Below are 22479 nucleotides of genomic sequence, written 5' to 3'. Positions count from 1 at the left end.
CGATAGGTGAGTCAAGATGATGAGACATGCTTTTCCCCTTTATGTTGATGGAATCTGATTGGGATTCGCTTTGAATTGACAGAGCCGAAGCGGTCCGGGACAAACCGATTCCCGCCGCGACAATTGCGCCGCGGATAAGAACTTTTCGGCGCGACATCGTGGTGAAGTCGTTTGCTTTTGGTACGGAAACATCTAGCGTTTCGATGGGTCGCATTTCAGTAGTGCCTCCTTCGTTTGAAGGGAATCTCGTGGTGCTCAAAATTCCTACTGACCGTGTACGTCGATCAGGCTGGATGATAGAAGAAGCCGAACAGACGGTCTATGACGCATTTGTATGGGATCGCCGACCCGCTGCCTGGACGCTGAAGCGCCAGGCACGGAATACATTCCGCTACTTTTACAAGAAGGTCAAAAGTACTTTTGTCGATGAGATCGGCATGGGTCGTGTGGCGTACCAGGGAACACCTAAAGATTTGCATTTGGATGAGCGAGGGAACCGAATTGGCCTGAACGGGAATTTGAGCGGGAATATCTATAACACTGTCGGCAGTATTAAAGCGGCATTAACGCTCACAGCCCATATAAACGTATGGTAGCGCTGCATAGTTCTCTGCTCTAGCATGGGGATGCTGCGAACCGTGAGGAACAGAACTGGATTCTTCAGGGGCACAACGATTCCTGCATAGCGATGCGTGCAAAGCTATGCCTGCAGAGCGACGTCTACAGAAGCGGTGCCTACAGAGATAGAGCTATTGATCCGCCGTCAGACGCCTTTGGCTTCGCCTGCTGAAACTAATCTCACAGTTGTGAGAATCAAAAGAGGAGACATCATCATGACGACACCGACGCAATCAGGTATAGTTCCTCCGTTCACGCGAGAGACCGCAGCGAAGATGGTACGCAAAGCAGAGGATGGCTGGAACTCGCGCGATCCGCAGAGAGTCTCGATGGTCTATACCCTGGATAGCAAGTGGCGCAACCGCGCGGAGTTTGTAACTGGAAGAGAGCAGATCGTCGAGTTTCTTACGCGCAAGTGGCGCAAGGAACTGGACTACCGACTCATCAAAGAGCTCTGGGCGTTTGATAACGATCGGATCGCTGTCCGCTTTGCCTACGAATGGCATGACGACTCAGGCAACTGGTTTCGCTCCTATGGAAATGAGAACTGGGAGTTCAACGCCGAAGGCATCATGCACCATCGTTATGCCTGCATCAACGATCTGCCGATCAAGGAATCTGAACGGCTGTACCACTGGCCGCTGGGACGTCGGCCTGACGATCACGCAGGGTTGAGCGAGCTTGGTCTGTAAGCGCCTTCTTCTGTGACATGCACTAGAAAAGCCCGGTCTCTGCGACCGCAACGACGCTGAATAGTGAAAGGAAACTCACTATGCCTGTAAACCCTACGGATATCATCCGTTCTCTCGGCGCTGTTGAAGAGTTTCTCTGGCTTTTTGATCACAGCTCTCCGAAGCACTTTTGCCTGATTGCCGAGGTGACCGGGCGAACTACGGTCGCAGAATGGAGAGCCGGGCTTGACGCCTTGCAGGAGCGCCATCCAACGCTCTCCGTCTCTGTTGATACGACCTACAATCGCGTTCCTCACTTCCGTAAAGGAACCGGTCAGCCGATTCCTTTACGTGTTGTTGGAGTGAACTCCACATGGGAACGTGAAGCGGAACGCGAGATGCGTACACTCTTCGACCCAACCAAAGCGCCGCTGATTCGTGCTGTGCTCATACTCCAGCCAGAAAAGGCCGTTGTTATTCTTGTTACGCATCATGCCATTGCCGATGGCATGTCGTCGGTCTTTCTTCTGCGCGATCTTGTAGCGGCAATCTCCGGGCAGACGCTCACGCCGTACCCCTTCCCGCGCTCGCTGGATGAAATTGTTGGTGTTCCGGTACGTACTTCCACTGAACCCGGCGTTGTCTTTTCGCATGATCTTGCAAGGAAATGCGTGGAGACTCCGGTGCACGTGAGAAGTAGGGTCGTGTCGAAGGAACTGACAAAGCTGCTCTTAGAGCGAACGCGGCAAGAGGATACGACGATCCAGGGAATCGTTTGCGCGGCTATTGCAGTTGCAGGACGAAAGCTCGATGAGCGGCGGCGTGAGAATCCGTTTCGCATTTTCTCTCCCGTCGATATCCGCAAGCTGATTGGCGTCGAGGATCACTGCATGGTTGCTTTCTCTAAAGCTGTCAGCGTCATTGAGCCGAATTCGCAGGAAAGCTTGTGGGATCTGGCGCGTTTTGTCCGCAAAACGTTGCTCCCGTTCAAGACTGTGGAGGGTAATGCGCCGGTTCTCATGGCTATCAGTCAAGCCATGGGTACGAATATGAACGTGGAGGAAGGCGCCGCGTTCAATCAAGCTGCATTCTCTGAAGAGGCAATGGTCTCGAATGTGGGCCTTGTTCCTTACAGTCCTGACTTCGGAAAGCTTACGATCCAGTCCCTGTGGGCTCCTGTGATGTTGCGCGGCCATGAGCACGAGCAGACGATAGGCGTGTCCACAATCAATGGATCACTTCATCTTGTCCACACCAGTTGGCATCCGATAGAGGGGCTGCTGGAGAGTGTCGAACAGAAGCTTGCGGCAGCCTGCCAACTGGCTGCTGCCGAGGGCCAGGCAGACTAAAACAGCGAGCCTACAAAGGCTGCCTATTCTCCCTTTGCAGCGGTCGTCCCCAGCGCATATTGTGAAAATGGTCTATCGGTATCTCTTTAACGGCGGGATCATTTGGACTTTGGTGTCCGAGTTTTTCGCCGAAAGAATGCAGGAAGCCTGGAGGCTGGAGCGGGGGTTGCGTCGATGAACGCGACGGCACCGGGAACCGTCAAAAGAATCTCTGTCCCGGATTTGGGCGAGCTGAGAATGATGAGCCTGGCTCCAATGCGCGCGGCGCGCTCACGCATGCCCTGCAATCCAAAATGGCCGTCCCTGCCGCACGCGGAGACGGCTGGATCAATCCCTACTCCGTTATCACGGACACGCAGGCCAAGATCAAGGCCATATCGAAGCTCAACTTCCAGGCGGGTTCCATCGGAGTGGGCCTGCGCATTGCGGATTGCTTCATAGCCGATGCGATAAATCTCGTCGCGCAGGATGGGGTGGATCTCCCTGGAGGTGCCGATAACGGAGAATGTAGCTGCCAGGACTCCGATGGCGGGCCCACTCTCAGCCGCTCGCTGAAAGGCTGCTGCAAGATCGTTTCTGAGCATGGTTGAGTCTCGCAACGAGTTCACAGCCGCGCGGACCTCTTGCGTTGCCTGCTCAAGCCAGAGCGATAGTTGCTCCAGCGCGAGCCGCATTTTGGCTTCGTCGGAGCGTTTATTCAACGCATCATTGGCAACGAGCTTACTGCCCTGGATGGTTTGCAGAAGTGTGTCATGGAGATCGCCAGCGATGCGCGTGCGTTCTGCCAATCGCTCATCGAAGCGCGCGCTGATGACGCCCGCAATATGCCGAACTCGAAGGCGATAGGCATTCCACACAAGGCAAAGAACGAGGATGACACAGGTGACCCGAAACGCGGCAGTTTGATACCAGGCTGGCATGACTCTAAAGTCCAGAGTTGCGCCTGTTTCATTCCAGACTCCATCGTTATTGCAGGCGATCACCTGGAAATGATAGCGGCCGGGAGATAAATGGCTGTAGTAGGCTTCCCGCCTAGTGCCCGGGTCCTGCCATCCCTTGTCGATGCCGTCCAATCTATACCGGAAGCGCACGCGCTCCGGCACGGAGAAGCTTAACGCCGTGTAGTTGAGCTGAACGGTCGAGGTCAGAGGAGGGATATGTAAATTGGCGAGATTCGATTGGGATGAACCATCCGTCAGCACAGCTGTAACCTGGACGGGAGGCGGGAGAGTGTTCCTGGAAATCCTCGCCGGGTCAACCCATGCGATGCCTTTTTGAGCGACAAACCAAAGCCGACCATCGGTTCCACGAATCGCGGTCGGGTAGGGTGGGTTAAGCTGGCTCTTCCCCGGAAGACCATCGAATGAATCGAACGTATCGTAATGTACGCGATAAGAAGGATCCTGTATGAACCTGTTGACCTCGTCTGCGGGGATGTGAAGGACACCATCGCGCTGGTTCAACCACAAACCTCCGCTCCCGGCATCCACAACTCCGGAAACATGGGCAAAGCTTTCCGTGTCTGAGGATTCGATTTGTTGAAAGCGCCCGCCCTTAAAGAGAGCCACTCCAAGGCTTCCGCTGACCCATATTTGCGGTCCGCGCACGTCGATTGCAGTTATCATCTTTAGCCGAACAACTTCAGCGGGATATACCGTAACTCTTCCATTCTCCAGCGTGGCGATCTCACCGTTGGTGAATCCAATCCAGATACGACCGGTCGAATCCGTATACGCGAAGTTCGGAGCCAGATTTGTTATTTCAGGTGGAGTCTTCAAAGCTTTCCAACTGTTGCCATCCAGTGAAACGAATCCCCTGCCCTTTGCAAATGCCCACAGGGTGCCGGATTTGTCGCCTCCGAGCTTCACATCGACGCCATCCAGGGTCAACGTTGTAGACGTTGTAGGAAGCCTCGTGAGTCGTGTACGCTTCCCATTTTCCATTCGATCCAGATGCGTTACATTGCTCATCCAGACCTGGCCAACGAGATCCCGAAAGACCGAAACGACAGCGGATCTGGTCATGGGGATATTTGTCGAATTGCCATGGACTCGTGCAATAAGGTTGAGGTTGCTTGCAGCCCAGACGTAGCCTCCCACATCAGGAGAGATTGAGACGGAGGGGGTTTGCGGCGTGAACACTACGGGAACCAAAGCTGAATCGTGGAATTCATCCAATCCATTTTGCGTTCCCACCCAGATATTTCCTTCCCTGTCTTCAAATATTGGAAAAGAATAATCTGCGCTTAAGCCGTCTTTCGACGTGAAAGACTCCAGGGCGTCGCTAAACCTGCCTATCGGCTGGTTCTTAAGGCGCAGAGGGAAGGGGGAACGGCGCAGTCCGTCTCCCAGCGTCGTAATCCAGAGGCTTCCATTGCGATCAAAAAGTATGCCAGAGGAACCGAACTGGATCTCCAACTGGCTGGCGCTGTTGCACGCTGGGCCCAATACGCGCATTCCTTTGCTTGCGGCTGCCGCTGCACACCGGGCGGTCGCCAACCTTGGGCTGCCTGGCATGCCGATGGGCCGAACGGCCATTTGTGTGTCCGCCATCCAAATTTTCCCGTCGGGCGCTTCCGCAATCGACGTCGTGGATAGAGCAAACTCGCCTGTGTCCTCGAACCTGTTCAACCCCTGTTTGAGAAACAGGATTGAATGTCCTATAGCTGCCCAAAGCGTCCCGTGGCTATCGACAAATAAGGCTGTAGCCTGCTTCTTCGGACAGTTCCACCGGGCTCCTACTTCCTCCCATCGGTGGCCATCGAAGCGGGTCAATCCATTGTCGGTTGCTATCCATATATTTCCATCGCGGTCCTGAGCTATCTTCCATATTCCTCCGTCCGGCACCCCATCAGCCTTTCCGTAGATTTTGATTGTGCCGTTCTGCAAGACGCCGACCTGGCCCGAAATATAGCCGATCCACAACCTGCCGTCTGGAAGGGCGAGCAGGCTGACTACATTCCGGTATAGAGACTTGCCGACTGACGCCGGCTCATAATGTTCGAAGCTAACTCCGTCGAATCGATAGAGGCCGCTGGGTACTCCCAACCATATAAATCCGTCCTTGGTCTGCGTAATCGCATACGCGAGCCCTGGATATCCTTCCTTATCACCCCATGATCGGTGAGCAAGCTGGGCCATTGAACGGCTTGGTTCCAGAGCTGTCGCAATAGAAGAACATCCGAAGCTCACCAGCATCGATAGGCAGAGCGCGAACAATGGCGAAGCTATCTCGCGGAGTACTCCGAAGACATGCAATGCACAGATTCTGAGGCTCGCGGCTTGCGTCCGGAGAGTCCCCCAGTTCAACAATTGAGCGCACTCATGCCTTTTCAAAGAGGCCCCTGACCATTCTCGACGAGTAGGATACCGTTGTTCTTTCCGTGACAGCATTGCGTTTGCTCTCCAACGACCTGACACATCTTATGCGCATCAATTTATGGCGTGTGACAGGCTTCGAGCGGCCGGACAAAACGGGATGCGAGAACAGCCTAAGCTTAATACAGGAATTAAGGAAGAAGACAGCAGCGTACAGTGATCTTCGGTAGCATTTTTACCGAGTGCTTGTTGCCAAAGATAAGCGCGCGGACGGGAGGGTGCGGACACATCCTGTTTCAGCAGCCCTCACCATGTACGGACGTATTCCCAATCGTATAGCCATTCTTACGAGATCAGGCAACGATTCAGCCTTCATCTTGCGCATCACCTGCCCGCGGTGAATCTGCAACGTGACATGCGCGATAGCGAGAACTCCGGCTGACTGTTTGTTCAGTAGCCCACCCACAATCAGAGGGAACACTTCGCGTTCTCTCGGGGTTAAAGACTCAAACCTGACTCGGAGCACAGCGAGTTCGCTTTGCTTCTTTCGCTGGCGTTTGTCTTTTTCCAAAGCTGACTGAACTGCCGACAAAAGTAAACAGGTATCGACCGGCTTGGTAAGGAAGTCAACGGCCCCGGCCTTCATTGCGCGAACGGTCGTAGCTACGTCTTTGCCCCCGCTCACGAAGATGATGGGCGGAGCTGATTCACTTCCACGCAGTTGCCGCTGCAGTTCCAACCCATTCACATCGGCTAATTCAAGGTCCAGGATCAGGCATGAGGAAGCGGCGTCGTCTTGGTGTGCGAGATAGGCGCTGGCCGAGTCGAAGCACTTCGTCCGCAAGGCGTGAACCGCGAAGAAGTCTGCCATGGACTCCCGAACGCGGAAATCGTCGTCTACGAGATAGACCACTTCAGTTAGTGTCATGGTGCGGGCCTCCTATGTCAGAAGAACGGCGGCCGTAGAAAAATGAAAGCTGAGGTGCTAAGCCTGCTGAGGAACAGAATTCACGGCCGCACAAGTCAGCCTCTGACATCATCAGACGTTGTAACCTCTCCGTCAAACAACTGATATCTCTGGCGTCTCGTAACAGCCTATCTATCAGTTGTCGAACTGTCGAGATATCCGGCGTTTGTTCGCTTAGATGAATGCTGCAGGTTTGGCTATTGAGCCCGAGAGCGGTTGCGATATCGATCAGGCCGGCCATTACCTGAGCAGTAGTTGCCTGAATGCTTTTCTGGGGTGCATCAGCGATAAGTTCCATATAGCCTCATAGTGACGAGAGAAGCATGGCGAGCCGCACCTCTCAACGTCTGAAGAAGGATCTGGGGTTGTGTGGGATGAATCTCGGCTGGAGTTCCCACAGATTCACCTTGTTTCTATCGGATTGACATACGGATTGCTATCGTTAAATATCGTGATTTTCAACCCAATGAATTTAGTGAGTTCCCTCTCAGCCCAATAGGGCTAATCTAGTTGTTGACGTGGCATACATCAAGATCTGCAGGCCAGGAAAAGGGCAAACTGAAAAACTCCTTACGAATTCGAATCCTCACGGTGGAGGACCACCCGGTGTTTCGGGCGGGACTGAGAACCATTATTTCGTCTGAAGAGGATATGGAGCTTGTGGGACAAGCGATGGATGCGTGCGAGGCACTGGTGCTCTACCATCGGGAACTTCCTGACATCACCCTTATGGATCTTCGATTACCGGGACAAGATGGTGTTGAAGCTCTCGCGTCAATACGGAAGCGCTTCAGGGACGCCAGGATTATCGTGCTTACAACTTCAGACAGCGACGCCGATCTGCAACGAGCTCTTCACGCCGGCGCGGCTGCCTACATTCTGAAAAACATGCCAAACGAGGAGATCATTGCGGTCATCCGGACGGTACATGAGCGAGGCCGATACATATCGGCGCAATTGGCAACTCGTATCATGGATCACATTGGCGACGAACAACTCACAACCAGGGAGTTGGAAGTACTCGGCCTCGTACGCGATGGCTATCGAAATAAGCTGATCGCAGACGAACTGGATATAGCGGAATCCACTGTCAACTCCCACATCAAGAACATCATGGAAAAGCTACAGGCAAACGATCGTACACATGCTGTAACAATTGCGGTACGTCGTGGTCTTCTTCAGATTTGAATGAAGCGTCCGATTCGGTGATATGTGCGGCAATCTGAACTTACTATGTGGCACGCATTTGAGATGTGTGAGTTCAGAGTAGGGGCAGCGAAGAAGACCATATAAATACATAATTTCCATTGCGAACGGTCGTCGATAGAGTTACTGATGTAGATGATCCGTTTATGAAATCGCAATGTTGGTATTGGCCAGTTTGGGCATTGCCTTTTTTGTTAAGAAGGGAGAAGCAGATTCCCTTCGGGAATGACAGCCAGAAAAGCAAAAACAAAAGCAAAAGCTGAAGCAATTTTCTTGCGGGAATGGCAGACAGGCACGGGCAAAGGCTGAGGCGTAAGGGCTAGAACAAAGTTCAAAGCTTAATGCCGGCTGCTCAAAGAGCATACCTTTTAACACTCGAATAAGTCACTAGGAGATATCCATGTCCCTAACCACTATTATCGAGACAGAATGCATAGTTATCAACTTCACGGATGTATGTGACGAACGGTTGGTGGCATACGCCAAGAAGGGTAATCATCATGCCTATGCTGAACTCTGCAATCGTCACTCCAAGCAGATACTCGGAACGATACAGCGCATAACTCGGAATTTCGAAGACTCAGAAGACGCGCTGCAAGAATCCTTAATGAAGGCGTACTTGTATCTATCAAGCTTCGATGAGCGTTCTGCTTTCTCCACATGGCTCACACGCATTGCGATCAATTCTGCGCTCATGATGCTTCGCAAGAAGAGACGTCATCAGACGTGTAGCTTAGATTCGGCATCGGACGCCGAGCACACTAACTTTCTTGAAATAGTTGAAGACTCCGAAGGCCCGGAACAACTCTGCATTTCAAGAGATGTTGAGAGAAGACTGAAGTCGGCCATTCGCCGATTGTCGCCGAATCTCAGAGAGGTTGTGGAGCTCCACCAGTTGATCGACACGAATGTGAAGGAGATCGCGAACACGCTGGGTCTTACTGAGGCGGCCACGAAGTCCCGCCTCTTGAGAGCGAGAATCTCTCTTCGCGCTTCCATGGCTCGCCATGCTCGATACTTGCCACCGTCTGAACTGACCAAGCTGGCCTCCGTCCGATCCTAATGCTCGACGAAACTGGCAATAAGTGTCTTTCGGCTGCCCGAAAGCAGAGGCGTGTTATCGGAGCATGGATTTTCGACCATGTGCGATACGGGCTGCATAATCTTCGGCGTTCTCTTTCGCTGTGAATTGTGAACAAAGAGAGAGCGGATGAAGTTCGACAAGAGCGCTGAGGTTAAAAGGTGCAAGTCGTGTAACTCTCGCAGGATGTCTTGCTGATACCCAAAACTGCACCAATAGCCGGTCATTAAAGTACTCAGTGGTTCTATCTCTAAGAACAATGGAGGCATCATGCCAAGTGTTCAAACGCGGGAAAGACGGAACCGGACTGTGCTTCGCCACAATCGTGAGATCAGTATGCCAAGGATTCGTCAGATAAGCAGCGAACCAGCCGAGGAGATCAATATTCCGAATGGTGAATCCTTGGAGTTTGAGCGATCAATCCAAAGCTCACATTTGCTTGCTTTCATTTCCCACGATTTTCGCCATCATTTGGCTGGCATCTACTGCAACGTTGAGTTTATGAGCGATCCGACGATCTGTCCGACGGACCGCCAGGAACTGCTTGAAGATGTGCAAAGCGCGATCCGCAATATGACCGACTTGTTGGATTCTTATCTTCTTGCTGCTCGAACAGGAAAGTCTTTGCACCTGCAGTTGTCTTCACTCAATTTGCTGATCGAACGTTCACTCTGCTCTGTTCGATCGCACCCGGATGCACAAGGTATTGAACTGCTGATCGCTGATGGTCCGTCCGTTGACATTAAAGTTGACGGTCCGAAACTTAGCACTGCTGTATATAACCTGGCTCTCAATGCATGCCAGGCATTGAAACACTGTCCTTTACCAAGAAGAGTTGAAGTCGCCCTTAGTCACAATGAACATTTCATCGACATCCAGGTTGAGGACAATGGCTGCGGTGTTCCTGCGTCTGTGCGCAACCGACTCTTCCAACCGTTTGTAAGCGCGGATAAAGCAGGCGGCGTGGGGCTCGGCCTGTCAATCACAGAACAAGCCGCGTTTGAGCACGGAGGGTACCTGCATCTGAAGGAGTCCTCACCAGGAAAGACTATTTTTGTTTTGCGTCTTCCGAGATTCTCACTAGAAGCTGAAATCGTGTCAGAGACATTCGGGGTGGATTTAAAGATTTGCGGTTGAATGACCGCTTGAACACTGCGTATTTGCTATGCGTGGAGATCAGGCAAGCTGAATCGCTGACACCGCGCTCGCGATTGGATCATCTCCTTCGGTCAATTCGAGGATCTTCTTCGTTATTCGTGGAGTGTTGAGTAGTGCAACCACGGTCGAAGCAAGATCGTCTCTCGTGATCTCGGTGTGGAAGTTGGCAAGCCCGAGACTTACACGTCCGGTTCCAGGATCGTCCTTGAGGGACGACGGTCGAAGAATGACCCAGTCCAAGCCGCTGTTCGCTACCTCGACGTCTGCCTTCTTCTTGGCGGACATATAGTGTTCGAAGGAGCCTCCAAAGCATTTTTCGCGCGCAGCCTCGGGAAACACTGAGACCAGAAGCAGCCGAGATAGCCCAGCCAGGCGCAGAGCGGCTACGGACTTCTTTACGCCGCCATAGTCCACTGCATCGATCATGGACTCGTCATCCTGCTCTCCCGCGCCTGCGGTGAAAACGAGGACATCCGTGCCTGCAATCGCCTTGGCTAAGTCATGCTCACGGATGGTAGCAATATCGCCTGAGACTGCATGAATTCCCATATCCTGTAGCCTGGAAACGTCGCTCGCACGGCGATACAGGCCCGAGACTGCATGCCCCTGGCTGATGAGGAGCTGCGCGATGCGGTTGCCGGTTCTTCCTGTTATTCCAAGGATGAATACTTTCATTGGTCACCTTTGCAAACTCGTTCGAGCCGCTCAATCATCGATTCGATTAGTCCTATTTCCGGGTCGGCGCTGGCTGGTCTTCAGGAAGACTCAGAGTCAAGTCACCGACCATTGCTTCCGGGTTGACTACCTTATCGAAGGTCGCTTCATCGATGAGTTTGGTTTTGATAGCGGCTTCACGCAAGGTGCTGCCATCGTGGTGCGCTGTGTGTGCAATCTTTGAAGCATTGTCATAGCCGATAACAGGGCTCAATGCTGTGACGAGCATCAATGAGTTGCGCAGATATTCGGAAATCTTCTTTTCGTTTACCTGTGTGCCCTGAACGGAATAGGTTAAGAACTTTTCGCATCCGTCCGCCAGGATGCGCGCCGAGTGCAGGAAGTTGTTGATGATGATCGGGCGCATCGCATTGAGTTCGAAGTTGCCTTGCGATCCGGCGAAGGCTACGGCCGTGTCATCTCCTATAACCTGGATGCAGATCATGACAATGGCTTCGCACTGGGTCGGATTGACCTTGCCGGGCATGATGGAGGAGCCGGGTTCGTTTTCCGGCAGGTCCAGTTCACCGATGCCGCAGCGTGGGCCGGAGGCGAGCCAGCGCATGTCATTCGCTATCTTCATCAATGCTACGGCTAACCCACGCAGCGCTGCATGGGCTGCAACGATTGCGTCCAGCGAACCTTGCGCTTCAAATTTATTCTGAGCTGTGACGAATGGGTAGCCGGTCAATTCTGCAATGGTCTGCGCTATCTCCGGTCCAAACTCCTTGGGTGCGTTGAGTCCGGTTCCGACGGCGGTTCCACCTGCTGCGAGCTGATACATGCCATCGAGAGATGCTTCAACACGAGCGAGCGCGTTGTGGATCTGCATGGCATAGCCTGACCATTCCTGCCCGACGGTTAGTGGCACCGCGTCTTCGAGGTGGGTGCGTCCGATTTTGACAACCTTCTGCCATTCACGAGCTTTCGCTGCGATTGCTGCTTCGAGAGATTGAACTTTCGGAAGCAGGCTCTCTTTGATTTCTTTGACCGCAGCAATATGCATGGCTGTCGGGAACGAGTCGTTCGAGCTTTGCGACATGTTTACATGATCGTTTGGATGCACCGGCGCCTGCGATCCGATGATGCCGCCCACCATTTGGATACAGCGGTTTGAGATCACTTCGTTCACGTTCATGTTGCTCTGTGTGCCGCTGCCGGTCTGCCACACATACAGCGGGAAGTTCTCATCGAGCTTGCCGGCGATAACTTCATCGGCACTCTTGAGAATAAGCTCGGCCTTATCCTTAGGCAGATGTCCGAGGCGCTCATTGACTATTGCTGCTGCCTTTTTGACGAGACCGTAGGCATGGTAGACCTCAATCGGCATGCGGTCGTTGCCAATGGAGAAATGGATGAGCGATCGTTGGGTCTGGGCGCCCCATAGGCGATCTGCCGGAACCTTTACCTGCCCCATGGAATCGAATTCGATTCGCCAGCGGCCATTATCCAGAAGTGTGCCTGGTGTGTAGCTGGCATCTTTGAGTTGCGTATCTTCTACGTGTGACATTGCAGAGCTCCTTGCTGTGCAGAGATTGCGTTGATGCGATGAGCATCGATGCCAGGAAAGATTCGGGCGGCGAGGGATCTCTTCGGCCCCTCACCACTCGCAGATGCTTCTCCGAAATCAGTCCGCAATGAACTGGGTGTCGGCCCCTGTCTGGAAGATGACGTAGGCGCGACGCCAGGGATCATCGTTGAGCAATTTCCATTTGTGTCCGGTGCCAGTGTGGTCTTCGGCGAGGAGAACGTCACCAGGTTCGAGGATGAACGTCTCACCGCCCTTGGTCGTGAACTCCAGGATGCCGCTCAGTGTAAGAACATACTGCGGCACGGGATCATTGTGCCAATCGTAGTTGGAGTGTGCAGCGGTCTCTTTGAAATGGATGGACGTGGCGTTCACCAGTACGTCCGTATGGACTGAGCCCACGGTCACATGCGAGTCGCCATCAGGGCCGGTATATAGACGATATGCGCGGATCATATTCCTCCTTCGATATGTAGAAACTCGATGCGTAGAAACTCAGGCGGTCAGTGTTCGCCGCCTGAGCTGGATGGCCTTACAGGTTCACGATGTTGAGAGCTGCTGCGGTATCTTCTCTCACCTTCCTGCAAAGCTCGATGTTAGTGATGAGCGACTCACCGTAGGACGGGATCATCTTGCGCAGCTTGTCAATCCAGCCGCCGTGATCAAGCTTGCTTGAGAAACAGCGTTCGATAACTTCGAGCATGATCGCGACCGATGTGGATGCTCCAGGAGACGCGCCGAGCATCGCGGCCAGCGACTGGTCTTCCGCGCTGACAATCTCGGTACCGAACTGAAGGATGCCACCGTGAATGGGGTCCTTCTTGATGATTTGCACGCGCTGGCCGGCTACTTCAAGACGCCAGTCCTTTTCGTCTACATGGGGATAGAACTCCCTCAATGCGGCGAATCGTTCTTCGTCTGACTCCAATACCTGGCCAACAAGATACTCGGTGAGGGCGACGTTATCTTTGCCCACGGCAAGCAGGGGCAGTAGATTGCCTGGATCGATTGATCCGAACATATCGAGGTACGATCCATGCTTGAGAAACTTCGTAGAGAAGCCGGCATAGGGTCCGAAAAGAATGGATACCTTTCCGTCCACATGACGGGTATCAAGATGAGGAACCGACATCGGCGGCGATCCAACAGACGCTTTGCCGTAGACCTTTGCGTCGTGTCTTGCGGAAACCTCGGTGTTATCGCAACGCAGCCAGATGCCGCTTACGGGGAAGCCTGCGTATCCGTCGCCTTCCGGGATGCCTGATTTTTGCAGGAGATTTAAAGAGCCGCCGCCTGCGCCGATGAAGACGAATTTTGTTTCGATCTCATCCGTTTCGCCTGTCATCTCATCGCGTACGGTGACGTTCCAGAGCTTGCCTGCACGCTTGAGATTCTGCACACGATTCATGAACTTGATCGAGAAGCCTTCCATGCCGCGGAGGGAATCGAGCAGCACAGTTGTCAATGCTCCGTAGTCGACATCCGTTCCAGTACGCATCCTTGTAGCTGCAACGGCTTCAGCTGGATCACGCCCGTCCATCACCAGTGGGAACCACTCGCTTAGCGTGGCCTTGTCTTCGGAATACTCCATGCCCTGGTAGCAGGGATTGGCGGTGAGCGCTGCGTATCTACGCTTCAGGAAAGCGACGTTGTCTTCGCCGCGCACAAAACTACAGTGCGGCACAGGGTGGATGAAGGCTTGCGGATCTTTGATCGCACCCTCTCCCACGAGGTAGGACCAGAACTGGCGAGAGAGATCGAACTCCGTGTTGACTGTCAGCGCTTTTGAGATGTCGACGTTCCCGGAGGCATCCTCGGGAGTGTAGTTCAGTTCGCACAATGCCGCGTGTCCCGTGCCTGCGTTGTTCCAGGCATTCGAGCTTTCCTGCGCCTCAGAGCTCAAAACCTCATAGATGACAATCTCCATTGATGGATCGAGGCGTTTGAGAAGCGACGCCAGGGTTACGCTCATGATGCCTGCCCCGATGAGCACCGCATCCGGCTGCTGTAATGACTCCATGGTGAATTCTCCTTGTGTTGCCGTGTCGTTACGGTTTTGCCGTCACAGTCTTGTCGTTACTAGGTTTAGTGAATCGCCCGTGTATCGACGTTATCAAAGAGCAGGTGATTGTCGCTGTAGTCAACGTGAACGCCAATGATCACGGGCCCTTGCGCGTCGAGGGCTCGCTTCATCACCGGACCGATCTCGTCTGGAGACTTGATCATCATTCCCTTTGCCCCAAAAGCTTCCGCGTACTTCACTGGATCGACGGGGCCAAACTCAATGCCGGAGGCCCGCCCATATTTCTCCCGTTCCTGGGTGGCCACCATATCGTAAGTGCCATCGATCCAGACCATGTGCACCAGGTTTGACTTTAGACGAACGGCCGTCTCAAGTTCCATTGCAGAGAATAAAAATCCACCATCGCCCGATATCGATATGACCTTGTCGGCCGGACGCACAAGTGTCGCGGCGATTGCCCAGGGAAGTGCGACGCCTAATGTTTGTTGTCCATTGGTGATGAGTACTTGCCGGGCACGAAAGCTATGCAGATTACGCGCTATCCACAGGTGAAACGAGCCCATATCGAGACAAAGCGTCATGTCCGGAGAGAGAAGGGATTGAAGTCCTGAGACAAGGCGCAAAGGATGAATCGGCGTACCGCCCTTGGCCGCAGCGATGCGGGCTGCCTCTTCTCGTTGCTGAACTATTTCCTTCAGAAGTTTGCTCATCACGGTATCGGGTCCGCTGTGCATGACGATGTTCGCTAACGCTGCAACGGTTGGTCCGATACCGCCGATCAACTCCACAGATGGACGATAGCTGTTATCGATGTCTGCCCTTCCTGAATCGATATGGATGATGGTCCGTTTATTCCCGCGATTCCAGATGGATGGCCAGTATTCGACAGGATCGTAGCCGATTGTGACAACGAGATCTGCAGCGGCCAACGCTTGATCACCGGGCATATTATTGGTTTGCCAGACACGCCCTGCGAAGCTTGGATACTCCGTTAGCGAGACTGCTCCTGCGGCTTGAAATGTTCCTACGACCGGAAGCTTGCCATCGTCGAGCAGACGTCGAACGGCCTCGATATTTTCCGGCCTGCCAGCGAGCATTCCTAATAACACGATTGGCCTTTGTGCTTTATTGATGAGCCTCGCGGCCTCAGCGATCGACTCGACATCGGCTGCGCCAAGCGTTGGAATCTCGCACGGTTCAATTGCTTCACATGCAGCAGGCGCGCCCATCACGTCGATAGGCAAGCTGACAAACGCTGCTCCGGGACGTTCTGCTTCAGCGGCGCGAAATGCATTCTCCATGACTTCGGCAACGGCTGAGGGAGAGTCCACCTCGACACTGTACTTTGTGACCGGCCTGCAGAGGCTCACTGAGTCCAAGGTCTGATGAATCTTTTTCAACCTGTCTTCCAGAGCGACCGCTCCGGCGAGTGCGACAACCGGGTCCCCTTCCGTGTTGGCTGTGGCCAATCCGGTTACAAGGTTTGAGCTGCCTGGCCCTGAGGTCGCAATCGCGACTCCTGCCTTGCCTGTCATACGGCCGATGCCGCCGGCAATGAATGCTGCATTCTGCTCGTGACGACATACTACAGTCTGAATCGACGAATCCTTGAGTGCATTGAAGACGCTGTCGATCTTTGCGCCGGGAACTCCAAATGCCCACCTGACATTGCGGCGTTCGAGAGCTTCTACAACTACTTCTGCGCCACTCTTTGGCTTTTTGGATATGGCACTATCCTGACTCATGATTTCCTCTCTGAGTGGTTTCCCTCAGCTGCGCTGAGGTCTTTTGAAAGGTCTACAGTTAGGTCTGCCTGAAGGAACTCTTCGGTGTCCGGTAAGGAAAGATGAAATTCCTTGACGATCTCGATCTGCAAGCGAATGTCGGCTCCTGCGCATTCCAGAACGTGCCCTCCTTTGGTGCGGTCTTTTGAAAGGAAGTGGAAGTGATAGCCAGGGATGTCAACGGAACCAACATACTGCGGCGACCAGAATCCAACGAGTGTTCCCTCAATGTCGTTGAAGTGGAACTCGGGCTGCCTTCCGGCTGCAGTCTTGAGCGAGACTCCGCTCTGTTGTTTGTGCATGGCACGCGTGTGCACATGGCTGAACACTCCGTCTACGCGGAAGGCGTAGAAGATATTCTGCGAGGCACGATGCTGGTCACAGACAGCGCAAAGGGCTGCGAAGCTCTCCAGACTTTGCAGTTGAACGTCTTCACCAGGAGAGAAGAATAGAACCGTTGCGAAGGGAGTGCCTACATCTCCATCGATATGATGCACTGTTCCATCACTGCGCACCTGGTAGACGATACCGTCGAGAACGACCATCTCGCCATCGAGTTCATCGAAGGTGCCAAGGCCGAAATCTCCATGGCCCAGAAGGCGCGTACTCGAGACCGCTTCCTGGTACACACCCTGAACCAGAGCTCTCGAAGTGGAGACCTGGAAAAGCGTATGCACAGGCTTACTTAAAGCCCGAAGCAGGACACGCGAGACGAAGGTGGAGGTGTCTTCTCGAGTCGCCTGGAATCGCTGCTCTAACGCCCAGGATAAGGATTCTGGAATGTCACACGATAACGTCGCCATAAGCACCACCGCTGTTCCAACACATGCTGCTCCAACACAGCATTTACGCTTGATTCGTCCGCGTTTGAGGCCGCTTGTTTACGGCCCCAAACGCATTGGACGAGTCGGAGGCTATCACTTCATTCGTTGAGCGTTAAGACGCTCTGCATCGCTTCCCTTGAGTTTACGCCTGGGTATTACGAGCCTCTGGACTACTCAGGCATTGGAGTTTCTGGCTTCATCTCGAAGGAATGTTGCAAGCTGGCAGGCCGGGTGCCGAGCCCGTCCTTGATCTTCTTGTTCCAGGGAGCCTCGATGAGATGCTTCGTCTCTTCAAGCATCGATTTCGGCTCAAGATTGCGGTACGTATCGATCTCGCCTGCGGCGACGGCGGTGAGAGTAACGTAGACCGGTTCTGGATTGAACTGGGCACGTGGGAAAGCAAGCTTCGAATAATCGAATAGCCGTTCGGAGGGATCGTCTTCCCAGCTCTTCCATGTCTCGAATCCGCGGTCGTTGAAACCAGTGAGAAAGGGACCGGGATTTACCGTGGCTACTTCGATTCCGAACTCCTGGAGCTCAAGGCTCATAGTCTCGGCGATCGCTTCGACTGCGTGCTTGGAGGCGGAATAGATGCCGGTGAAGGGGTTCGTGTTCAGGCCCTCACGCGACGAAACCCATACGATGCGTCCCGTGCCGCGCTTCACCATTTGCTTGGCGATTCCCTGGGTCAACAGCAGGGGGCCAATCACGTTTACTTCGAACTGATTACGCATGTTTTCGCCGGGTATATCGAGGACAGAACCGCCTTCGAGAACTCCAGCATTGTTCACAAGAATTTCGATATCCCAGCCGAGTGCTTTCTTGCGATCTCCCTCATTGGTCACATCGAGTTTCTCGACGTGCAGGGTGACACCGCGTTCGGCTGCTTGCCGCTTCAATGTCTGAACCTGAGCCCAGATCTCGACTGTCGCGGTTACGTGAAATCCCTTCACTGCAAGCCGCATAGCGGCTTCATGCCCAAAGCCTGTACCTGCTCCCGTGATAAGAACCTTATTCATCTGTTTCTCCTTCGACTTTTTGGTGAACTGGGCCAATCTTCCCCTGATTCCTATGCCGTGCATGAAATCAAAGCGGACTTAAGAGCGTCTTGATGTCAGAGCTGAGGTTCAGCATCCACTCATTGAATCGAATGATTCATGAAGCACCGAGCAGAAGCTTGAGTGGGCGATTGCAATCGATGCGTCACTCGTTATCTTCTCTGCGATTAGAAGGCAGACTCGATAGATGCGTCTATTCAATCTTTAGTGAATTGTGAGGCTGAATATCGCATGCGATCGAGTTCATACTTCAGCTCCCTGCATTCTTGCTTGAATAACATCCAAATCAATGGCTATCCGAGAGTGCCGAGGTAGCGATGAATTTCAGGAACTACTATGGAACCTTCTCCAACTGCCGATGCCACACGCTTCACCGAACCAGAGCGGACGTCACCGACGGCAAAAATCCCACGCACGGAGGTTTCGAAATGGCCGCGCTCTTCGGAGCCGGATGAGGTTTTCACAAACCCATGCGAATCGAGCTCTATGCAATCGCGAAGCCACTCTGTACATGGGTCTGCGCCGATCATTACGAATAAGTGTTCCGTTGCGAAACGAGTGTCATCGCCCGTGGCCTGTGAGCGCCAGGTGACATGGCTTAAACGATCTTCGCCCTCTACGCCTACCACTTCTGAACACGGGTGCAGCGTTATTCCTTTTGAGGCGTGAATTCGCTGCACGAGATAGTCCGACATGGTGCTGGAAAGTTGTGGTCCTCGGATAAGCATGTGGACATGATTGGCGTGTGCGGAGAGAAACATCGCAGCTTGTCCGGCTGAGTTGCCACCGCCGACAATCACGACCTGCTGGTCTGCGCAATGCTGCACATCAATTGGAGTCGCGGCGTAGTGGATGCCAACTCCTTCAAATCGTTTGAACCCCTTGATGCTGAGCTTTCTGTAGTTCGCGCCGGTTGCAATGATGACTGCTCGTGCCGAGATTTTCTGATCGCCGTCGAGTTCTACATAGAAAGGATCTTCGGAGCAGTCTATAGCTTTCACCGTTCTGCAAACGGCTACAGTCGCGCCAAACTTCTCGGCCTGTACCTGGGCTTGCTTGGCAAGTTCTGCACCTGAGACTCCATGCGAGAATCCCAGGTAATTTTCGATTTTCGAACTGGTTCCTGCTTGTCCACCTGGGGCATAGCTATCGAGGACAAGTGTTCGAAGGCCTTCTGAGGCGGTGTATACCGCGGTCGCGAGCCCGGCTGGTCCTGCTCCGACAACCAGAACATCCCAGGTGATGCCGTCTCGAATGTCATCCGAAATACCGAGCTTGTCCGCGAGAACACGAAGCTCAGGACGTTTCAGCGTCCACTTCGCGCTGAGTACAGCGGGCAGAACAGAGGCATCTAATCCTCTTTCCTCAGCAAGACGCTGCGTTGCTGGCGACTGCTGGAGATCGACGACACGGAAAGGATAAGAATTCGCGTTTAGAAAGCGCTCTACTTTTTCAGTGTCTCCATTTTCACTGCTGCGAATAATCGTCAGGCCACCGGCTTGAATTTGCATGAACCATTGCCGCCTGTGGACGATAGTCTTCACAACCAATTCCCCTATTTCAGGTTCGGCGATGAGAAGTGCTCGCAAACGTTCACGCGGAATACGAAGGATGCTGCTTCCTGCCATAGCACGCGCAGCTATCAACGTCTCTTTCTGATTCAAGAGATTCAATTCCCCAGTAAACTCTCCAGGGGCAAGCATGACCGATTGTTCTTCCTGTTCGAGCAGATCAGACCAGAACGTTTCTATGGCGCCCTCAAGGACGATGTAGAGATCAGCTCCACGCTCTCCCTGACGATAGAGTTGCTTAGCTGAGCTATAGACGCGACTGACTCCGTACCGCATTGCGCTGTTCAACTGAGCCGGAGAAAGCTGGGTGTAAGCTGCCTTCGAAGAGGGGAGAGATTGCGTGCCAGAAATACGTTGAAGTGTCGCCACCAGGCCTCCTGAATGTTTCGATTCTCAAGAGAGGAACGCTCTCTTCAAGACTGACGTTGTGTGTTTCTTGCATTCCCAGGGGCGAAGGACAGATGCAGACCGGTTTATCCGTGACACATCTCGTACAAGAACCATGAGCGTCTTTGTGTCTCGTCGATCCAGTTCTCGATAAGACTCGCAGATGCGACATCGCCAGCATCATCACAAAGATCGTGGATGCTGCGCATGCTCAGAATGAGGGATTTATTGTCTTCCCATAATTCGGCGAGCATATCCTGAGGCGTAACGTAGCTGGCGTCGTTGTCGGCGATTCGCTTGACGCGCGCGATGTGGCCTACTGAGCGCAGCGTGGTTCCACCGATCTTGCGCACACGTTCGGCAATGTCATCTGTCATCGCGAAGATCTGATCGCCCTGGTCATCGAGCAGCAGGTGATAATCGCGGAAATGCGGTCCGCTCATGTGCCAGTGGAAGTTCTTGGTCTTGATGTACAGGGCGAATACATCTGCCAGAAGCGCGGTGAAGGCTCCTGAGATTTGCCTGACAGATTCGACCGGGATATCTGTATGTGCAGAGTGAGCCTCGATCCTGCGGGTGACCAGCTCTTCTTTTGACTTCGTCATGAATGTAGCTCCTGTAGATGGAGATAGTTGAGATTTTGAGGCGATGCTGATTGCCAATTGCTCCAGGCCTGTATTGAAGATGCCCTGGAACAGGTTGTGAGCCTCTTCATCGCTTACGCCCTTTGGAGTAAACGTTCCGGACCACTCTACGTGGGAGGTATTGCCACTCTCTATCGGAGTAACAGTTATGGTGGCCAGATAATCCGTCACGGGAAAGGAAGCTTGCAGGATCGAGTAGCTGTAGCTGCGCCTGGAGCGTTCATATCTTTCGAGCTGTTCGACGATGCTCTGCCCATCGGCAGTTACGAGTTGCCGGACGCGTCCGCTTTTCACCAAGGTGCTCTTCGGAATGAAGGTGGGCATCCAGTCTGGCAGAGAGCCAAACCCTCCGATCAAGTCCCATACATCGTCTGCATGAAGATCGAGATCAATGGTTGCTTTTGCTGAAGCCATACAAGCGTTCTCCTTATTGGTTGTCGATTGGAAGTGGTGCCGCCGGCGAGACAAGACCGTGCTTACGCAGATCATGCCAAAAGTCATCAGGCACAACAGTCTTGAGTGCGGCATGGTCTTCGGCGATGCGTTCAGGCTTGCTTGCGCCGGGAATTACCGCGGCGGATGCCGGATGCGCGAGCGAGAAATGCAGGGCTGCTGCTTTGATTGGAATTTTGTATTGCTCGCATAGAGCTTTGATCCTCTTTACCTTTGCCAGGATCTCGGGCGAGGCTGGTGCGTATTCGAAATGGGCGCCGCCAGCGAGGACTCCAGAGCTATAGGGGCCGCCTACGACGATGTCTACTTTCCTGGCTTCGCATGCGGGCATCAACCGCTGAAGCGCCAGCTCATGATCGAGAAGCGTGTAGCGGCCAGCGAGGAGGAATGCATCCGGGTGAGTCTCGGTCATCTCAATCGTCTCTTCACAGGGTTCAACGCGATTGACGCCGAGTCCCCACGCCTTGATGACTTTCTGATCTCGCAGCTTGGTCAAGGCCACCATTGCGCCGTGGTGTGCTATTTCAAATTGCGCGAGCCATTCGTCACCGTGAAAATCCCGCGCGATGTCGTGGATCCAGACGAAATCGAGACTATCCACACCCATGCGCTTCAGGCTGTCTTCGATCGACTGCATGGCACCCTTCTCGGTGTAGTCATAAACGATTTTGTTCTGATGGCCGTGCTTGAAGAGAGTGCCCTTTTCGCCGAAGGTCTGTGCGCTGTCCACGACCTCATCGAGAATGATGCGGCCTACTTTGCTGCTGAGACGATATTTGTCACGCTTATGTTTGGAGAGTTCTTTGCCGAGACGGATTTCAGAGAGGCCTCCACCGTAGAACGGGGCGGTGTCGAAGTAGCGAGTACCTTCGGACCAGGCTGCGTCCACGGTTGCAGCGGCTTCAGCATCAGGAATGTTGCGGAACATGTTACCCAGCGGGGCTGCTCCGAATCCCAAAGGGCCATTTAGCAGATGTTCTCTGACTCCCATAACTTCTCCTGTTGTGGAGTATTCGTCGATACGGTTCTCTGTGGCTGCGAAGTCTCGTTGTGAGAAGCCACGAGGTACGCAGTTATCATGAAGGCCGCATTCATTCTTCCGCAATTCCATGAATGTTGAACTCGA

The 22479-nt window shown here is 53.4% G+C and carries 19 protein-coding genes; 6 read left to right on the top strand and 13 right to left on the bottom strand.

Translation table 11 applies throughout. The annotated features are described in order from the left end of the window. The coding region (locus OHL19_RS06385) for a hypothetical protein (protein WP_263356782.1) at nt 1–214 on the bottom strand (214 nt) is incomplete at its 3' end. Between OHL19_RS06385 and OHL19_RS06380 the strand changes: the two genes are divergently transcribed. From OHL19_RS06380 to OHL19_RS06370, 3 genes are all read left to right on the top strand, one after another. Next, entirely contained in the window at nt 204–596 is a 393-nt protein-coding gene (locus tag OHL19_RS06380; RefSeq protein ID WP_263356781.1) for a hypothetical protein, read from the top strand. The two genes, OHL19_RS06385 and OHL19_RS06380, sit on opposite strands and share 11 nt — an antisense overlap. Nucleotides 597–833: 237 nt before the next feature. After that, nucleotides 834–1310: a nuclear transport factor 2 family protein gene (locus OHL19_RS06375; protein ID WP_263356780.1), complete on the top strand. Its 477-nt coding sequence runs from the start codon at nt 834–836 to the stop codon at nt 1308–1310. 80 nt (nt 1311–1390) lie between these two features. After that, nucleotides 1391–2638 carry a phthiocerol/phthiodiolone dimycocerosyl transferase family protein gene (locus OHL19_RS06370; RefSeq protein WP_263356779.1) on the top strand — a complete coding sequence of 416 codons (1248 nt, stop codon included), beginning with the start codon at nt 1391–1393 and terminating at the stop codon, nt 2636–2638. Between the two features lie 98 nt (nt 2639–2736). On the opposite strand, the gene OHL19_RS06365 is transcribed toward OHL19_RS06370, so the two are convergent. Together OHL19_RS06365 and OHL19_RS06360 are read right to left on the bottom strand one after the other, a co-directional pair. Further along, nucleotides 2737–5778 (bottom strand): sensor histidine kinase, encoded by a 3042-nt coding sequence (locus tag OHL19_RS06365; protein WP_263356778.1) that lies wholly within the window; start codon nt 5776–5778, stop codon nt 2737–2739. 412 nt (nt 5779–6190) lie between these two features. Then, nucleotides 6191–6883 (bottom strand): response regulator transcription factor, encoded by a 693-nt coding sequence (locus OHL19_RS06360; protein ID WP_263356777.1) that lies wholly within the window; start codon nt 6881–6883, stop codon nt 6191–6193. A 630-nt stretch (nt 6884–7513) separates the two neighbouring features. Here OHL19_RS06360 and OHL19_RS06355 point away from each other — a divergent pair. The 3 genes from OHL19_RS06355 (at nt 7514) to OHL19_RS06345 (ending at nt 10346) form a co-directional block, all read left to right on the top strand. After that, nucleotides 7514–8110 carry a response regulator gene (locus tag OHL19_RS06355; RefSeq protein WP_263356776.1) on the top strand — a complete coding sequence of 199 codons (597 nt, stop codon included), beginning with the start codon at nt 7514–7516 and terminating at the stop codon, nt 8108–8110. A 418-nt stretch (nt 8111–8528) separates the two neighbouring features. Continuing rightward, on the top strand, nt 8529–9191 hold the full coding sequence (locus OHL19_RS06350) for an RNA polymerase sigma factor (RefSeq protein ID WP_263356775.1): 663 nt from the start codon (nt 8529–8531) through the stop codon (nt 9189–9191). A gap of 288 nt (nt 9192–9479) precedes the next feature. Beyond that, complete coding sequence (locus OHL19_RS06345; protein ID WP_263356774.1) at nt 9480–10346, top strand: sensor histidine kinase; 867 nt, start codon at nt 9480–9482, stop codon at nt 10344–10346. 39 nt (nt 10347–10385) lie between these two features. Here OHL19_RS06345 and OHL19_RS06340 read toward each other — a convergent pair whose 3' ends face one another. From OHL19_RS06340 to OHL19_RS06295, 10 genes are all read right to left on the bottom strand, one after another. Next, the gene (locus OHL19_RS06340; RefSeq protein ID WP_263356773.1) at nt 10386–11042 is read right to left on the bottom strand and encodes an NAD(P)H-binding protein; all 657 of its coding nucleotides are present in this window, start codon (nt 11040–11042) and stop codon (nt 10386–10388) included. A 52-nt stretch (nt 11043–11094) separates the two neighbouring features. Beyond that, on the bottom strand, nt 11095–12591 hold the full coding sequence (gene fumC / locus OHL19_RS06335) for a class II fumarate hydratase (RefSeq protein ID WP_263356772.1): 1497 nt from the start codon (nt 12589–12591) through the stop codon (nt 11095–11097). Nucleotides 12592–12708: 117 nt separating this feature from the next. Further along, nucleotides 12709–13065 (bottom strand): cupin domain-containing protein, encoded by a 357-nt coding sequence (locus OHL19_RS06330; RefSeq protein WP_263356771.1) that lies wholly within the window; start codon nt 13063–13065, stop codon nt 12709–12711. Between the two features lie 76 nt (nt 13066–13141). Beyond that, a complete protein-coding gene (mqo, locus tag OHL19_RS06325) occupies nt 13142–14629 on the bottom strand; it encodes a malate dehydrogenase (quinone) (protein ID WP_263356770.1) in 1488 nt (495 codons plus the stop codon). Nucleotides 14630–14694: 65 nt separating this feature from the next. Further along, on the bottom strand, nt 14695–16377 hold the full coding sequence (alsS, locus tag OHL19_RS06320; protein ID WP_263356769.1) for an acetolactate synthase AlsS: 1683 nt from the start codon (nt 16375–16377) through the stop codon (nt 14695–14697). Beyond that, entirely contained in the window at nt 16374–17219 is an 846-nt protein-coding gene (gene budA / locus OHL19_RS06315) for an acetolactate decarboxylase (protein ID WP_263356768.1), read from the bottom strand. The genes alsS and budA overlap by 4 nt, the downstream gene beginning before the upstream one ends. Nucleotides 17220–17410: 191 nt before the next feature. After that, a complete protein-coding gene (locus tag OHL19_RS06310; protein ID WP_263356767.1) occupies nt 17411–18259 on the bottom strand; it encodes an SDR family oxidoreductase in 849 nt (282 codons plus the stop codon). Between the two features lie 332 nt (nt 18260–18591). Continuing rightward, the gene (locus OHL19_RS06305) at nt 18592–20238 is read right to left on the bottom strand and encodes an FAD-dependent oxidoreductase (protein WP_263356766.1); all 1647 of its coding nucleotides are present in this window, start codon (nt 20236–20238) and stop codon (nt 18592–18594) included. A 104-nt stretch (nt 20239–20342) separates the two neighbouring features. Continuing rightward, nucleotides 20343–21314: an SRPBCC family protein gene (locus OHL19_RS06300; RefSeq protein WP_263356765.1), complete on the bottom strand. Its 972-nt coding sequence runs from the start codon at nt 21312–21314 to the stop codon at nt 20343–20345. Nucleotides 21315–21327: 13 nt separating this feature from the next. Next, complete coding sequence (locus OHL19_RS06295) at nt 21328–22344, bottom strand: aldo/keto reductase (RefSeq protein WP_263356764.1); 1017 nt, start codon at nt 22342–22344, stop codon at nt 21328–21330. Nucleotides 22345–22479: the final 135 nt, after the last annotated feature.

Origin of the sequence: Acidicapsa ligni (genome assembly GCF_025685655.1) — a bacterium.
Lineage (GTDB): Bacteria > Acidobacteriota > Terriglobia > Terriglobales > Acidobacteriaceae > Acidicapsa > Acidicapsa ligni.
Note: the sequence above shows the minus strand (reverse complement) of the source record. Positions and strands in the feature narration are given on the sequence as shown.